Below are 14,517 nucleotides of genomic sequence, written 5' to 3'. Positions count from 1 at the left end.
GATTAATTATGTCATCTAAATGGATCACTTCATTATTTAAAAGCGTGGTATTAACCGCCGCACTTGCCTCACCGTTTGCAGCATCGGCTTTTACCGAAGGCACTGACTATATGGTGCTTGAGAAACCGATTCCTAATGCGGATAAGACGTTAATCAAAGTATTCAGCTACGCCTGTCCGTTCTGCTACAAATACGATAAAGCCGTAACGGGCCCCGTATCAGAAAAAGTCGCCGACATGGTTACCTTCACGCCGTTTCATCTGGAAACCAAAGGGGAATACGGTAAACAGGCAAGCGAAGTATTTGCGGTAATGATTAATAAGGACCAGGCGGCAGGAATTTCATTGTTTGACGCCAAATCTCAGTTCAAAAAAGCCAAGTTCGCATATTACGCAGCCTACCACGACAAGAAAGAGCGCTGGTCAGACGGTAAAGATCCTGCCTCATTCATCAAGACGGGGCTGGATGCTGCGGGTATGAGTCAGGCGGATTTTGAAACCGCACTGAAGGAGCCTGCCGTACAGCAAACGCTGGAGAAATGGAAAGCGGCATATGATGTCGCCAAAATTCAGGGCGTACCGGCTTACGTCGTCAACGGCAAATACCTGATCTACACCAAAAACATCAAATCCATTGATTCTATGGCTGAGCTTGTCAGAGAGCTGGCGGCAAAATAAACAGGGACCCGGCTATGGCTTTCATGAAAGGATTGTGGCGAGACTTATGTATTGCACCGGTTGATACCCTGGTGAGATGGCAGGAACGGCGCTTTCTGTGGTTACTGATGGCTTGCGCAATGGGTGGGTTAATTATTCTGGCGCACTCATTCTTCCAAATCTATCTCTACATGGCCCCCTGCGAGCAATGTGTATACATTCGCTTTGCCATGTTCGTGATGGTTTTTGGTGGGCTGATCGCGGCGATAAACCCCAAAAATGTTGTTCTGAAGCTTATCGGCTGCATCGCGGCATTTTACGGCAGCATCATGGGCATTAAGTTTTCCATCAAACTTAACGGCATTCATTATGCAGTACATAATCCGGACCCGGATTCGCTGTTTGGCGTACAGGGATGTTCCACCGATCCGACCTTTCCGTTCAATTTGCCGCTGGCAAACTGGGCGCCGGAATGGTTTAAGCCCACAGGAGACTGCGGCTATGACGCCCCCATTGTTCCCGATGGCGTGGCGCTCAGTAGTATGCAAAAGTGGTTTGTCGATCTGTACCAACAGTCGGAAGGTTGGTATCTCCTGCCTCCGTGGCATTTTATGAATATGGCGCAGGCCTGCCTGCTGGCCTTTGGCGTATGTTTGCTGCTATTAGTGATTATGAGCGGCGCCTGGGCAATCAAACTGGCCAGAACTAAATAGCCAGGCTGCAATAACAAAAAACCGAAGCCAGAAAACTGACTTCGGTTTTTTTAATCTTCTACAGCAGGCGCGGCAACACGCTATTAGCTGGCTTTACGCTCATGCGCCTGACGGTAAGCCACCAGGTCTTCGATAGTGACCACAGCCATATTATGCTTGCCGGCAAATTCGATGCACTCCGGCGCACGCGCCATGGTGCCATCATCATTGGTCAGTTCGCACAGCACACCTGCTGGTTTAAAGCCTGCCAGCGTCATCAGATCGATGGTGGCTTCAGTATGACCACCGCGAGTCAACACACCGCCTGCCTGAGCGCGCAGCGGGAAAACGTGTCCCGGGCGGTTCAGGTCGGAAGGTTTTGCGCCATCCTTAATTGCCGCACGCACCGTAGTGACTCGGTCTGCAGCGGAAACGCCGGTGGTCACGCCTTCTGCGGCTTCAATGGTCACGGTAAAACCGGTACCGTAAGCACTGGTGTTATTTTCCACCATCATTGGCAGATCGAGCTGTTTGCGTCGGTCTTCAGTGATGCACAGGCAAACAATACCGCTGCCGTGACGGATGGTCAGCGCCATCTGTTCAACGGTCATGGTCTCTGCCGGGAAAACCATATCGCCTTCGTTTTCACGATCTTCGTCGTCAAGCACCATCACACCGCGTCCTTCACGCAGCGCAGACAGCGCATGTTCAACACGTTCGAAAGGCGTACCAAAAGAGGAAAGTAGCGTCTGATTCATGGTAAAAAAACCTCACTAAAATTATGGTTACCAGAATCAGGGCAGTCTTAGGAGTACCGTCTAAGCGGCAAAAAAATAACGTGAGCGGGTCCATGCCCGACTGGATCGTTACTCTCTCCCATCCGGACTCTAACCGTCGGCCCCGGAATTACACCGGATCTGCTGACCTTTGAGTTTGCACCCAAAGCGCTCGCGGGCTTTCAGCATTAAGCTGATTTACCGCCGGTGGGGAATTTCGCCCCGCCCTGAGAATAAGCGGGTTAACTATAACGCTATTGATTACCTTCATCAACGCCTTTACTCGACTTAGCTTCACACAATTCTGGTTTATGCCTGCGCCCGTTCGCACTACAATAAGCAGCAACACGTACCAGTTCAGGGAAACCACAATGATTGACCCGAAAAAAATTGAGCAGATTGCTCGCCAAGTTCACGAGTCGATGCCGAAAGGGATCCGCGAGTTTGGGGAAGACGTCGAGAAGAAAATTCGTCAAACGCTGCAGTCACAGCTGACCCGTCTGGACCTTGTCAGCCGTGAAGAGTTTGATGTACAGACTCAGGTTTTGCTGCGTACCCGTGAAAAGCTGGCGCTGCTTGAGCAACGCCTGACTGAGCTGGAAGCGCGTGAAAAAACGGCAGAAGTTAAGCCAGCCCCCGCGATCCCCTCAGTCGATCCGCAAGAGTAAAAACGACAACGGGCCGCAAGGCCCGTTTTTCTGTTAGTGTTCCAGTTCGAGTTTCTTCGCCTCTGTCGCCTGCTGGCAGTACAGCGCATAACGTTTACAAAACCAGCTACGATGTTCCTCATCCATATTGCCAGTGATGGCTTGGATATCAACAGGGTGGCCCTCAGCCTGCATCCTGGCAAAACTGCGGGCCAGGAAATCGAAATTGTTCATTGAATACATGTTGCTGTGCATGAGCATACCCTCCAGTTATTGAATATCTGCTAAGGCCATATGCTTTTTCTAGTTTCAGTATTTCCCTGAATACGAAGCCGTTCTGTACATATTGTGCGCAAATCAACGTTCTGGTTCACAGTTTCCGACAACTCTTCCTTATCGTACACAAGCGCCGCTGATTGACTCGCTGTTAAGTGAAATTGGATTGTCCAGCGGTTCGCTGTCAGCACTGGCCGAGCTGTTAAAATCAGTGGAAAGTAGCGCTGTGGCTCAAGAATAAAACGTAAAAATGCCGGATGGCGACGCGAAAGCGTCTTATCTGGCCTACAAACGTTACGTCACGTAGGCCAGATAAGGTGTTCACACCGCCATCCGGCAAACTTTTCAGGTGTTATTTATCGCTGTCTTTCTGGATCTTCTTGATGATATTGGTCGTTGAGCAGCCATCTTCGAAGTTCAGCACCTGTACTTCACCGCCGTTCGCCCACACCTCTTTGCTGCCCGCAATATCTTCCGGCTTATAATCGCCGCCTTTTACCAGCAGATCCGGCAGGATGCCCGCAATCAGACGCTGCGGTGTATCTTCTTCAAAAGAGACCACCCAGTCGACGGCCTCCAGTGCGCCCAGTACGATCATCCGTTGTTCCAGCGGGTTGACCGGACGCGTTTCACCTTTCAGACGTTTGGTCGAAGCATCGCTGTTTACCGCTACGATCAGGCGATCGCCCAGCTTGCGCGCGTTTGCCAGATAGGAGACGTGCCCCGCATGCAGGATGTCGAACACCCCGTTGGTCATCACGACTTTCTCACCGCGTTTGCGGGCGCTGGCAACGGCCTGTTTCAGCTCAGATTCGCTCATCACGCCAAAGCCAGTATCTGCCCGACCGCGCACGGCGTTTTCCAGTTCAATGGGAGAAACGGTGGACGTCCCCAGTTTACCCACGACAACACCGGCTGCGGCGTTAGCAAAGTAGCACGCTTCTTCCAGAGAGTTACCCGCCGCCAGCGTCGCCGCCAGCACGCCGATAACCGTATCGCCCGCACCGGTCACGTCATACACTTCCTGCGCCTGGGTCGGCATATGCAGTGGCGATTTGCCCGGTTGCAGCAGCGTCATCCCCTGTTCGGAGCGCGTGATCAGCAGTGCGGAAAGGTCGAAATCAGCAATCACTTTCATGCCGCGCTCAACCAACTCGTCTTCGCTTTTGCACTTACCGGCCACCGCTTCAAACTCCGACAGGTTCGGGGTCAGCAGCGTGGCGCCACGGTAGCGTTCAAAATCGGTCCCTTTCGGATCGATAAGCACCGGAACCCCGGCCTTACGCGCCAGCGCAATCATCTGCTGCACGCTTGCCAGCGCGCCTTTGGCGTAATCAGAGAGCACCAGCGCGCCGATAGAACCCAGCGCCTGGTTAATACGCTCGTGCAACGGCTGTGGATCCACACCTTCAAAACCTTCTTCGAAATCCAGGCGAATCAGCTGCTGGTTACGGGAAAGCACGCGCAGTTTGGTAATCGTCGGATGGGTCGGTACGGACACGAAGTCACATTTTACGTTCACATCCGCCAGTGTTTTGCTCAGCGCACGTGCCGCGTCGTCAATACCGGTCAGGCCCACCAGACGCGAATTCGCTCCCAGGGAGGCAATGTTCATCGCCACGTTTGCTGCGCCACCGGGACGTTCTTCGATGGTATCCACTTTCACCACCGGAACCGGCGCTTCGGGTGAAATACGGCTGGTAGGACCGTACCAGTAGCGATCCAGCATCACATCACCGACAACCATGACTCCTGCACGTTCAAACTCTGGCAGCGTTACTTTCATTCCTGTCTCCTGAGAGATTCTCTGAGGGTCTTAAAATTTGCGCGCGATAATAGCACACTTCACTCGGCAACCAGCCACTTCTGCCAGCTCTCGCGCACCAGCGTGCGTTCAGCCTCAAAGCACTCTGGCGCCACATGGCCCGGAAGCTCCTGCAAGGCAAGATGGTGAAGTTCATCACGCAGCGTCGTATAAGCACGGGTAAGCGCCAGCGCCTCCTGCTCATCCATAATGTCGTTTTGCGCCAGTAATTCCAGAATGCGCACGTTATCCGACCAACGCGTCAGCTTCGGTTTCTCATGGGCATAGCGCAGCACCAGGTATTGCGTAATGAACTCAATATCGGTAATGCCGCCTTCGTCCGCTTTGATATCAAAACGATCGCGATGCTTATTGCCCAAATGGGCACGCATTTTCTCACGCATTTCGCGCACGTCGGTTTGCAAGGTTTTTCCGTCACGGACAAGGGTCATGATATCGCGACGTACCGCGTCAAACTGAGAGGTCAATTGCGGGTCACCGTACACTACGCGCGCGCGCACCAGCGCCTGATGCTCCCATGTCCAGGCTTCGTTGCGCTGGTAATCGGCGAAAGCGTCCGCTGATGTCACCAGCATCCCCGCCGCACCGGACGGACGCAGCCGCGCATCCACTTCGTACAAAATACCGGAGGAGGTACGGGTGCTGAAAAGGTGCATAATGCGCTGCGCAAGACGCAGATAGAATTGTCGCCCGTCAATCTCACGTTCGCCGTCCGTCATCACGTCCATTGGGCAGTCATGCAGGAAGATCAAATCGAGATCCGAGCTATAACCCAGCTCCCAGCCGCCCAGCTTGCCATAGCCGACCACGGCAAAACCACGCCCTTCACGCTCGCCGAGATGCAGAGGTTGTCCGTAGCGAGCAACCATCTGCGTCCACGCTTGTTGGACTACCGCATCGATAATGGCTTCCGCCAGCCAGGTCAAGTGGTCGCTCACTTTCATCACCGGTAGCGTGCCGGCGATATCAGCCGCGGCAATACGTAACAGCTGGGTTTGCTTAAACTGACGCAGCGCTTCCAGTTGCTGCTCTTCGTCATCTTCCGGTACGCGCAGCAAATACTGGCGCAGCTCATCGCGATAGGCATCCGTCGCCGTGGGTTGATACAACGTGTTCGGATCCAGCAGCTCGTCGAGCAACAGCGGATACCGTGCCAACTGGCTGGCGACCATCGGCGAGGCGGCGCACAGTGAAATCAGGTGTTTGAGCGCGCCGGGAAATTCGCTCAGCAGCTCCAGATAGGTTGTACGGGTGACAATGCCCACCAGCAGCGGCGTAATACGCGACAGCGGTACTGAAGCGTCGTCACGCGAACAGACGTCGCTCAGCAGATGCGGCATTAAATGATCCAGCACCTGGCGTCCGCGTGGGCCAATGGTGCGTTTATCCAGTTCTTTACGAAAATCCGCGATCAGCGACAGGACGCGTCGCCGATCGTCATCCGCCAGATGCGTCAGCACCGGCGTGGTGTCATCTTCCTGTAAGGCGTCCTGCCACAGTTCGCGCCACCGTTCTGACAGCGACTCTTCCTGAGTTTCGGCTTCGTCATCGCCAATCAACTCGTTAAACACCCGACGCACGTTGTGCATATGGCCAGCCAGCACATCGGTCAACTGCTGCCAGTCATCAACGTTCATTCCCCATGCCAGCCGCGCACGATTCAGTTCATCACCCGGCAGCGTCTGGGTCTGTTCATCATTGATGCTTTGCAGCAGGTTTTCCAGACGGCGTAAATAGAGATAGGCTGCGCGCAGTTGCTCCGCATCGGTATCTGGCAGCAGGTTTAACGCGTTGATAGCGCTCAGCGTCGGTAACAGCGAGCGGGATTGCAGCGACGGCTCGCGCCCGCCGCGAATAAGCTGGAATACCTGCACGATAAATTCGATTTCACGAATACCGCCCGCCCCCAGCTTAATGTTGTCCTTCAGTCCGCGACGGCGCACTTCACGGGCAATCATCCCTTTCATGTTACGCAGAGACTGGATCACGCTGAAATCAATATAACGACGGAAGACAAACGGTCGCAGCATGGCGCGGAGTTCATTGACGTAAGTGCCATCGGCATCGCCCATAATGCGGGCTTTGACCATCGCATAGCGTTCCCAGTCGCGGCCTTGTTCCTGGTAATAATCCTCCAGCGCGGAGAAGCTCAGCACCAGCGGGCCACTGTCGCCAAACGGGCGTAGGCGCATGTCCACCCGATAAACAAAGCCATCCATTGTGGGCTGATCCAGGACCTTGATGAGCCGCTGGCCCATACGGGTAAAGAACTGCGCGTTATCCAGCTCGCGTCGTCCGCCCTGCGTACTGCCGTGCTCCGGCCAGGCAAAAATCAGATCGATATCGGAGGAAAAATTCAGCTCGCCGCCGCCCAGTTTCCCCATGCCTAAAATCAGCAGCGGTTGCGCAACACCTTCTGGATTACAAGGCGTTCCCCATTCGCGACAGCAGGCGGCGTATAACCAGTCACGCGCGGCAACGATCAGCGTTTCAGCCAGATGACTTAGCTGCTGCAAGATACTCTCTTCTGTCACCAGCGACAGCGTCTGCGCCCATGCGATACGCACCATAATGCGACGGCGAAACAGGCGTAGCTCACGCATCAGCGTGTTTTCGTCGCTGACCTCGGCCAACGCCTGCTGTAGCCAGGCGGCATAGTGTTGCCATTCGTCCGCCTGGGGCGCTGCGCTTTCCAGCTCTACAAGCCATTCAGGATGGGCAATAAGGCTGTCGCGGACAAAATCACTGAATGTAAGCACTGACTTCGCCTGCACGCTAAGCGAAGACTCAGATACTGCTGCTGGCAGCCGCTCAACAACGGTCGGCCAGTACTGCTGTAACGGTGAAGAGAGCTGCTTCATTTATGGGACATCCTTTGAGTATTGAGGCCCAAGATATGGCCTTGTAGACCTGATAAACGCAGCGTCATCAGGCATCCCGGTCTCAGTCCTGATTATCGTTTTCCGCTGTGCAGCCAGAACGGTTCCAGCGCGATCGCCTCATTGCGGAAGTGTTCAATTTCAATATATTGGTTGGCCGCGATGGCGTGACGCAGGCCCTGCCAGTTGGCGATCCATTCCGAGGCGACATTTTCGTCATAATATCCCGCCAGCATCAGCATACTATCAATGTTGCGCGTCAGGCGTGGAAGCTGATCGGCATACTGATCGCCCAGCGGCTGAGCAAAAGTGGTTTTCAGCTCAGCGGCATGACGCGAGAGATGAATATCTGAGAAACGCTTAAAGGAGTCGGCAATTTTACCCTGCGCCTTCGCATCAAGGAACGGCTGCCATCCTTTGGTTACCAGCCATTCGGTCAGCGCCAGTTTTGCCATCGCCGTTTGTGTGCTGTAAACCGCCGAAACGGCAGAAACGTCCGACGCCATGATTGCTTCCGACTGGGTCAGCAAATCACGTAAGTGAGCGCTCGCTTTTCGTGGCACATTACCGCCAAACAGCATCAGAATGTGGCGCACCAGGCCCATTGCCGCCAGTACCTCGGATTTTGCCCCCTTGACGCCACGTACCCACAGCTCTTCATGGTACTGCCACTGTGATAATGCCAGCTCCAGCGCAGCTTCCAGACCTTGCTCGATGCTCGCCTTCGCCGGAACCCGCAAAATGCGCGTCGGTTTGAGTTCACGCGGCGCATTCCCCTGCGCTAAATGATAGCCGCGCGCCGCTTTGCTCAGGCTGCCCTGACGTAAACCGGTTTGCGAAACCAGCTGGTTTGCCAGCTTCAGTACCGCACGGGTATCGCCGCTTAGCAGCTCCAGTTCAAGCTCACAGATAGGTTCAGCAAACTCGCCCGCTTTCACTTCCCCAAGGTCGAGGGCTATCTCAATCCGGCTACCGTCAACATCAAGGCACCATTTCTCACGGTAAAAATCGGTGCTAAACAGCGGCTGCACCTGAGAAGCGAGTTCCGCGGGTAGCTTGCCATCAGGCCAGACTTCAGCGGGAAACAGGGCGAGATCCAGCTCAGGCGTGCTCAGCGCAACGTTATATTCTGGTCGCTGATGCAGACCGCCCGTTACCCGTCCGGCAATTTTCATGGTCATTTCATAATGACCGTTTTCACCGCGGATACGCAGCCCCATATCGTGACCACGCAACCAGGCATCCGGCGTTTCGTAGTAGATATTCAGCAACTGGCTGGGCGCGTGATGCTCTCCTCCCAGCGTATTCAGACGCTCACGTAGCGCATCTACAGCATCACTATTGACGATAAATTTTAATTCGATTTCCTGGGCCATGGTCTTGTACTTATGGGTTATGTCACAGTTGAGAAAACTGACTGCGAACTAAGTTCGTTCTTAATGGTCAAGTAGATAGTATTTTGCGCCAAATTGCCATGCAACGAGCAATTTGACGGGCGTAAAAGTTTCGGGTGGTGGCAAAAAGGACACAGATGATTCCGATTGATGTCGAATGCTTTGCGTAGAGACACTGATGCCACTACTATCGTTCCACTTTCTATGACAATAACGACAGCCTGATGCCAAAATTACGCCTGATTGGATTAACTTTACTCGCACTTAGCGCCACTGCAGTCTCACATGCCGAAGAAAAGCGCTATGTCTCTGACGAACTGAACACCTGGGTCCGCAGCGGTCCGGGAGATAATTATCGCCTCGTGGGTACGGTTAACGCCGGCGAGGAAGTCACGCTATTACAGACCGACGCCAACACCAACTATGCCCAGGTGAAAGACAGCACCGGACGTACCGCCTGGATCCCACTGAAAGAGCTGAACAGCACGCCGAGCCTGCGTACCCGCGTTCCCGATCTGGAAAACCAGGTTAAGACGCTGACAGATAAGCTCAATAATATCGATACCACGTGGAATCAGCGCACCGCCGATATGCAGCAAAAAGTGGCGCAAAGCGACAGTGTGATCGACGGGCTGAAGCAAGAAAATCAGAAGCTGAAAAACGAACTTATCGTGGCGCAAAAGAAGGTCAGCGCAGCCAACCTGCAGCTTGATGACAAACAGCGCACCATCATCATGCAGTGGTTTATGTACGGCGGCGGCGTGCTGGGTCTTGGTCTGCTGCTCGGACTGGTTCTGCCGCACATGATCCCAAGCCGTAAACGCAAAGATCGCTGGATGAACTGAATCGCCTTCTCCGCCACACTGACATATGATTAAGGGATGATTTTTTTCAGAAGGAAAGTGGCGTGAAGATTTATCTGGTCGGTGGTGCTGTTCGGGATGCGTTAATAGGGCTACCGGTTAAAGATAAAGATTGGGTTGTTGTCGGCGCCACGCCGCAAGAGATGCTCGACGCGGGCTACCAGCAGGTAGGCCGCGATTTTCCCGTGTTTCTCCATCCGCAAACCCGCGAAGAGTATGCATTGGCGCGTACCGAACGTAAATCTGGTTCGGGTTATACCGGGTTCACCTGCTACGCCGCGGCGGATGTCACGCTGGAGGACGATCTTCAGCGTCGCGACCTGACTATCAACGCGATGGCCCGCGATGACGACGGGGAGATTATCGACCCCTATAACGGACGCAGCGATCTGGAAAACCGCCTGCTGCGCCATGTTTCTCCCGCCTTTAGCGAAGATCCGCTACGCGTACTACGCGTGGCGCGTTTTGCTGCCCGCTATGCGCACCTCGGTTTTCGTATCGCCGACGAAACCATGACATTGATGCGCGACATGACCGCTGCCGGTGAACTGGAACATCTGACGTCAGAGCGGGTGTGGAAAGAAACGGAAAACGCCTTAACCACCCGTAATCCCCAGGTGTTCTTTCAGGTTCTGCGCGACTGCGGCGCATTGCGCGTCCTGTTCCCGGAAGTAGATGCCCTGTTTGGCGTCCCGGCCCCCGCGCAGTGGCACCCGGAAATCGATACCGGTATTCACACCCTGATGACGCTGTCGATGGCCGCCATGTTAAGCCCCGAGGTCGACGTGCGCTTTGCCACGCTGTGCCACGATCTTGGCAAAGCATTAACGCCTAAAGCACTGTGGCCACGCCATCACGGTCATGGTCCGGCGGGCGTCAAGCTGGTCGAGCAACTGTGTCAGCGCCTGCGCGTACCAAATGACATCCGTGATTTAGCCAAACTGGTGGCCGAGTTCCACGATCTCATTCATACCTTCCCCATCCTGCAGCCAAAAACCATCGTGAAGCTGTTTGATTCCATCGATGCCTGGCGTAAGCCGCAGCGTGTAGAGCAAATCGCCCTGACCAGCGAGGCCGACGTGCGTGGGCGTACCGGCTTTGAAGCGGTGGATTATCCACAAGGCAGACTGCTGCGTGAAGCCTGGCTGGTTGCGCAGGCGGTACCCACAAAAGACGTCGTTGAGGCGGGATTTAAAGGTCAGGAAATTCGGGAGGAGCTGACGAAGCGGCGAATTGCGGCGGTGGCCAGTTGGAAAGAGCAGCGTTGTCCGAAACCAGACCATTAAACTGACGTTGCCGGATGGCGGCCTACATATTGCGTCCGTGGGCCGGATAAGGCGGAACGCCGCCATCCGGCACCACGGAAAGTCATCAGAAGAACACGACGTAAACGGCGGCCGCCACAATAAAGCGGTAAATTGCAAACGGAATAAACGAAATGCGTTTAATCAGTTGCAGGAAGGTTTTGATCGCCACCAGCGCCACGATAAACGCCGTCACGAAACCGACTGCAAACATCGGAATATCTGAGGCACTGAGGAACGACCAGCTCTTGTAGAGATCCAGCGCCGTCGCGCCCATCATCATCGGTACCGCCAGCAGGAAAGAAAACTCAGATGCCGCGTAACGACTCACGCCCATCAGCATACCGCCAGAAATCGTCGCACCGGAGCGGGAAAAACCCGGCCACAGCGCCAGACACTGGAAACAGCCAATCATAAACGCCTGACGATAAGTCATATCATCCAGGCCCGGCGCGCGTGGTTCTTTCGGTTTCAGGCATTCCGCAGCGATCAGCAGCACGCCCCCTACCACCAGCGCATACATCACGTTGATCGGGTTAAACAGTGATTTGATGGTATCGTGAAAAACCAGTCCGAGGACAACGGCCGGAATCATCCCGAGCAGGATATGTCCCAGCGTCAACCGACCTTTGCCAGTCCCTTCGTGTGGGACCTTGCCAAAGTGAATGCCAATCAGGCCAAACAGACGTCGCCAGAACATCACCACGACGGCCAGAATAGAGCCCAGTTGGATCACCACTTCAAATGTTTTTGCGGTATCGCCCTCAAAACCCAACAGGTGGCCAACAATGATCATATGGCCGGTACTGGAAACGGGTAAAAATTCCGTCAATCCTTCGACCACACCCAAAATTGCCGCCACCAGCAGCGAGTGCATATCACTCATTAATAAACCCCTAGATAGAGAAACCACGGCAAAAAAGAGCCGACGAAAGGACCCTTTTATACCCGTTTGTTTTAGAAATTATTAAATTAATTATTTTCTTTCAGATTATTGCCACGCTCAATGATAACCCCGACGTTTGCCGCACGTGCCACCGCGCCAGGTTTACTGAGTTTGATACGCACCCATGGGGAATTAAAGCGACTAAGCAGGAGGTCAGCCACTTCTTCCGCTACGCGCTCTACCAGCGCAAAACGCCCGCCTTCCACATGATTAACAACCGTTTGAGCAATATCAGCATAGCTCAGACAATCAGCGACATCATCGCTTTTAGCCGACTTACGGTTATCCCACGCCATTTCGATATCGAACACCAACTTTTGCTCGATTGTCTGTTCCCAGTCGTAAACACCGATAGTGGTGATTACTGAAAGTTGCTCTATAAATACAATATCCATCACGACCCGCCTGCTTTTTGGCTAACCCGGATACCACTTCCGGCGAAATATGCGTATTATCCACAGAAGTAGCGTTTTACACGACATTTTCAAAACGGAACAGCTTATGAGTGCAATCGCGCCTGGAATGATTATCTTCGCGTACCTCTGCGGCTCTATTTCCAGTGCCATTCTGGTATGCCGCCTCGCTGGATTGCCGGACCCGCGCGACAGCGGCTCTGGGAATCCGGGCGCGACAAACGTGTTGCGCATCGGTGGCAAGGGAGCCGCCGTCGCCGTACTGATTTTCGACGTACTGAAAGGCATGTTACCCGTCTGGGGTGCCTATGCGCTAGGCGTCAGCCCCTTCTGGCTGGGATTAATAGCGATCGCCGCCTGTCTGGGACATATCTGGCCGGTATTCTTCGGCTTTAAAGGTGGGAAAGGCGTTGCCACCGCCTTTGGCGCAATTGCGCCAATTGGTTGGGACTTAACGGGCGTAATGGCGGGAACCTGGCTGCTGACCGTCTTGCTCAGCGGCTATTCGTCGTTGGGCGCTATCGTCAGCGCGTTGATCGCTCCCTTTTATGTCTGGTGGTTCAATCCCCAGTTCACTTTTCCGGTTTCTATGTTGTCGTGCTTAATTCTGCTACGTCACCATGACAACATTCAGCGTCTGTGGCGTCGTCAGGAGCCGAAGATCTGGACCAAGCTGAAGAAAAAACGCGAAAAAGATCCTGAGTGACGGTACTGCCGGATGACGGCGCTAAAGCGTCTTATCCGGCCTGGGGGACGTGATACCCTTCAATTGGCTTGCCTAATCTGTGCTGGCACCACGTCGCCAGAAACTCCACACAGACGCGAAGCTTCACGCTGCGATACAGCGGCTCCTGATAAACCGCCCAGATATTGGCGCTCTGTGCGTAGTCCGGCAGTACACGCACCAGTTCACCGCCTGCCAGAAACGGTTGTACGTCCCATTCGGAACGCAACATGATCCCTTTTCCCTGCAGCGCCCACTGCAACACAATCTCACCGCTGTTCGATGAAAGATGCCCCGCTACCTTGACCGATTTTTTCTCCTGACCGTTATCCAGTTCCCACACTCCGTGGGTCATATCGCGTTCTTTGGTAACCAGGCAATCATGCCGACTTAATTCCTGTAACGTCACCGGCTCGCCATATTTTTGTAAATAGGTCGGGGCCGCACACAATATTCTTTTGTTTTTCGTTAACAAATGCGCAATATAATAATCAGGAATTTCATCATTAATACGAATATCCAAATCGATATTATCCTGCGCCAAATCAATTTGCCGATCGTAAAGCTCAAAATGCACCTGTAATTCAGGATAGCTATGCATCAGTTCGGTAATGGCCGGCGCAATATAGCTGCGCCCAAAGCCAAAGCTACAGCCGATACGAATCATCCCCGCCGGACGCGTTTTGATTTGCGTGACGTCATCAACCAGGTGCTGGTAGCCCGCGAGGATCGCCTGGGCATGTTCATAGCAGCGTTGACCACTCTCAGTTAACGCCACGCCGCGCGCAGAGCGGTTAAGCAACGTCGTCCCCAGTGTGGATTCGAGGATTTGAATACGTTTTGTCACAAACGCTGGCGTCTGCCCCAGCGTGGCGGCGGCGGCGCTAAAGCTGCCGCTATGCACAATTTCAACCAGCACCTGTAGGTCTTTCGCCAGGGGGTACGTGTTCAGCATGGTCGGTATATCCGTAATGTTGTTAACCGCAGTGTAATTCTCTCACGCGTATTAAACCCTGCCTTTGCGCAATTTTTATTGCCTTATCCGGACATCATTCACGAACTGTTAATTGGATATTCACAGTGGCAAATAATATAAACCCCTATTTTTAGTGGTAGTTTGTG

The 14,517-nt window shown here is 53.8% G+C and carries 14 protein-coding genes, 1 pseudogene and 1 riboswitch; of the genes and pseudogenes, 7 read left to right on the top strand and 8 right to left on the bottom strand.

What is annotated here, in order from left to right; translation table 11 throughout:
• The first annotated feature begins 8 nt into the window (after positions 1-8).
• Together ACVXHP_RS10210 and dsbI are read left to right on the top strand one after the other, a co-directional pair.
• Positions 9-677 (top strand): thiol:disulfide interchange protein DsbA/DsbL, encoded by a 669-nt coding sequence (locus tag ACVXHP_RS10210; RefSeq protein WP_200009049.1) that lies wholly within the window; start codon positions 9-11, stop codon positions 675-677.
• Between the two features lie 14 nt (positions 678-691).
• The gene (gene dsbI, locus ACVXHP_RS10205) at positions 692-1,369 is read left to right on the top strand and encodes a protein-disulfide oxidoreductase DsbI (protein ID WP_316128934.1); all 678 of its coding nucleotides are present in this window, start codon (positions 692-694) and stop codon (positions 1,367-1,369) included.
• An 83-nt stretch (positions 1,370-1,452) separates the two neighbouring features.
• On the opposite strand, the gene ribB is transcribed toward dsbI, so the two are convergent.
• On the bottom strand, positions 1,453-2,106 hold the full coding sequence (ribB, locus tag ACVXHP_RS10200) for a 3,4-dihydroxy-2-butanone-4-phosphate synthase (protein ID WP_038633931.1): 654 nt from the start codon (positions 2,104-2,106) through the stop codon (positions 1,453-1,455).
• A 106-nt stretch (positions 2,107-2,212) separates the two neighbouring features.
• Positions 2,213-2,363: riboswitch (FMN riboswitch) on the bottom strand.
• Between the two features lie 132 nt (positions 2,364-2,495).
• Between ribB and ubiK the strand changes: the two genes are divergently transcribed.
• Positions 2,496-2,792, top strand: a complete 297-nt coding sequence (ubiK, locus tag ACVXHP_RS10195) for a ubiquinone biosynthesis accessory factor UbiK (protein WP_038633935.1) — start codon at positions 2,496-2,498, stop codon at positions 2,790-2,792.
• A 33-nt stretch (positions 2,793-2,825) separates the two neighbouring features.
• Here the strand turns inward: ubiK and glgS are convergent, their stop codons facing one another.
• Positions 2,826-3,032 carry a cell surface composition regulator GlgS gene (gene glgS / locus ACVXHP_RS10190; RefSeq protein WP_200009051.1) on the bottom strand — a complete coding sequence of 69 codons (207 nt, stop codon included), beginning with the start codon at positions 3,030-3,032 and terminating at the stop codon, positions 2,826-2,828.
• 127 nt (positions 3,033-3,159) lie between these two features.
• Here glgS and ACVXHP_RS10185 point away from each other — a divergent pair.
• Positions 3,160-3,288, top strand: a pseudogene (locus ACVXHP_RS10185) (hypothetical protein); the annotation flags it as partial.
• A 111-nt stretch (positions 3,289-3,399) separates the two neighbouring features.
• Here ACVXHP_RS10185 and hldE read toward each other — a convergent pair.
• From hldE to ACVXHP_RS10170, 3 genes are all read right to left on the bottom strand, one after another.
• Positions 3,400-4,833, bottom strand: coding sequence for a bifunctional D-glycero-beta-D-manno-heptose-7-phosphate kinase/D-glycero-beta-D-manno-heptose 1-phosphate adenylyltransferase HldE (gene hldE / locus ACVXHP_RS10180; RefSeq protein ID WP_316130335.1), 1,434 nt, complete (start codon positions 4,831-4,833; stop codon positions 3,400-3,402).
• Positions 4,834-4,892: 59 nt separating this feature from the next.
• Positions 4,893-7,733, bottom strand: a complete 2,841-nt coding sequence (glnE, locus tag ACVXHP_RS10175; RefSeq protein ID WP_447571379.1) for a bifunctional [glutamate--ammonia ligase]-adenylyl-L-tyrosine phosphorylase/[glutamate--ammonia-ligase] adenylyltransferase — start codon at positions 7,731-7,733, stop codon at positions 4,893-4,895.
• Positions 7,734-7,825: 92 nt separating this feature from the next.
• Positions 7,826-9,127, bottom strand: a complete 1,302-nt coding sequence (locus tag ACVXHP_RS10170; protein WP_447571378.1) for a CYTH domain-containing protein — start codon at positions 9,125-9,127, stop codon at positions 7,826-7,828.
• Positions 9,128-9,369: 242 nt separating this feature from the next.
• On the opposite strand from ACVXHP_RS10170, the gene ACVXHP_RS10165 reads away from it, so the two are divergent.
• Entirely contained in the window at positions 9,370-9,990 is a 621-nt protein-coding gene (locus tag ACVXHP_RS10165) for a TIGR04211 family SH3 domain-containing protein (RefSeq protein ID WP_048232822.1), read from the top strand.
• Between the two features lie 62 nt (positions 9,991-10,052).
• Positions 10,053-11,294 carry a multifunctional CCA addition/repair protein gene (locus ACVXHP_RS10160; RefSeq protein ID WP_447571377.1) on the top strand — a complete coding sequence of 414 codons (1,242 nt, stop codon included), beginning with the start codon at positions 10,053-10,055 and terminating at the stop codon, positions 11,292-11,294.
• An 85-nt stretch (positions 11,295-11,379) separates the two neighbouring features.
• On the opposite strand, the gene bacA is transcribed toward ACVXHP_RS10160, so the two are convergent.
• Both bacA and folB read right to left on the bottom strand, forming a co-directional pair.
• Positions 11,380-12,198, bottom strand: coding sequence for an undecaprenyl-diphosphate phosphatase (gene bacA / locus ACVXHP_RS10155; RefSeq protein ID WP_200009059.1), 819 nt, complete (start codon positions 12,196-12,198; stop codon positions 11,380-11,382).
• Between the two features lie 86 nt (positions 12,199-12,284).
• A complete protein-coding gene (folB, locus tag ACVXHP_RS10150; RefSeq protein ID WP_038633959.1) occupies positions 12,285-12,653 on the bottom strand; it encodes a bifunctional dihydroneopterin aldolase/7,8-dihydroneopterin epimerase in 369 nt (122 codons plus the stop codon).
• Positions 12,654-12,759: 106 nt separating this feature from the next.
• On the opposite strand from folB, the gene plsY reads away from it, so the two are divergent.
• The gene (gene plsY / locus ACVXHP_RS10145) at positions 12,760-13,377 is read left to right on the top strand and encodes a glycerol-3-phosphate 1-O-acyltransferase PlsY (RefSeq protein ID WP_003024662.1); all 618 of its coding nucleotides are present in this window, start codon (positions 12,760-12,762) and stop codon (positions 13,375-13,377) included.
• 31 nt (positions 13,378-13,408) lie between these two features.
• Here the strand turns inward: plsY and ttdR are convergent, their stop codons facing one another.
• Positions 13,409-14,350 carry an L-tartrate utilization transcriptional activator TtdR gene (ttdR, locus tag ACVXHP_RS10140; RefSeq protein WP_447571376.1) on the bottom strand — a complete coding sequence of 314 codons (942 nt, stop codon included), beginning with the start codon at positions 14,348-14,350 and terminating at the stop codon, positions 13,409-13,411.
• Between the last annotated feature and the right edge of the window lie 167 nt (positions 14,351-14,517).

The organism is Citrobacter freundii complex sp. 2025EL-00176 (assembly GCF_053309355.1).
This window is presented reverse-complemented; position numbering and strand designations above follow the sequence as displayed.

What these genes read in the sequence shown, in the direction of transcription:
- dsbI (WP_316128934.1), top strand. Translation starts at nt 692, where the DNA reads ATGGCTTTCATGAAAGGATTGTGGCGAGACTTATGTATTGCACCGGTT.
- glgS (WP_200009051.1), bottom strand. Translation starts at nt 3,032, where the DNA reads ATGCTCATGCACAGCAACATGTATTCAATGAACAATTTCGATTTCCTG.
- glnE (WP_447571379.1), bottom strand. Translation starts at nt 7,733, where the DNA reads ATGAAGCAGCTCTCTTCACCGTTACAGCAGTACTGGCCGACCGTTGTT.
- plsY (WP_003024662.1), top strand. Translation starts at nt 12,760, where the DNA reads ATGAGTGCAATCGCGCCTGGAATGATTATCTTCGCGTACCTCTGCGGC.
- ACVXHP_RS10210 (WP_200009049.1), top strand. Translation starts at nt 9, where the DNA reads ATGTCATCTAAATGGATCACTTCATTATTTAAAAGCGTGGTATTAACC.
- folB (WP_038633959.1), bottom strand. Translation starts at nt 12,653, where the DNA reads ATGGATATTGTATTTATAGAGCAACTTTCAGTAATCACCACTATCGGT.
- bacA (WP_200009059.1), bottom strand. Translation starts at nt 12,198, where the DNA reads ATGAGTGATATGCACTCGCTGCTGGTGGCGGCAATTTTGGGTGTGGTC.
- ttdR (WP_447571376.1), bottom strand. Translation starts at nt 14,350, where the DNA reads ATGCTGAACACGTACCCCCTGGCGAAAGACCTACAGGTGCTGGTTGAA.
- ubiK (WP_038633935.1), top strand. Translation starts at nt 2,496, where the DNA reads ATGATTGACCCGAAAAAAATTGAGCAGATTGCTCGCCAAGTTCACGAG.
- ACVXHP_RS10165 (WP_048232822.1), top strand. Translation starts at nt 9,370, where the DNA reads ATGCCAAAATTACGCCTGATTGGATTAACTTTACTCGCACTTAGCGCC.
- ACVXHP_RS10170 (WP_447571378.1), bottom strand. Translation starts at nt 9,127, where the DNA reads ATGGCCCAGGAAATCGAATTAAAATTTATCGTCAATAGTGATGCTGTA.
- ribB (WP_038633931.1), bottom strand. Translation starts at nt 2,106, where the DNA reads ATGAATCAGACGCTACTTTCCTCTTTTGGTACGCCTTTCGAACGTGTT.
- hldE (WP_316130335.1), bottom strand. Translation starts at nt 4,833, where the DNA reads ATGAAAGTAACGCTGCCAGAGTTTGAACGTGCAGGAGTCATGGTTGTC.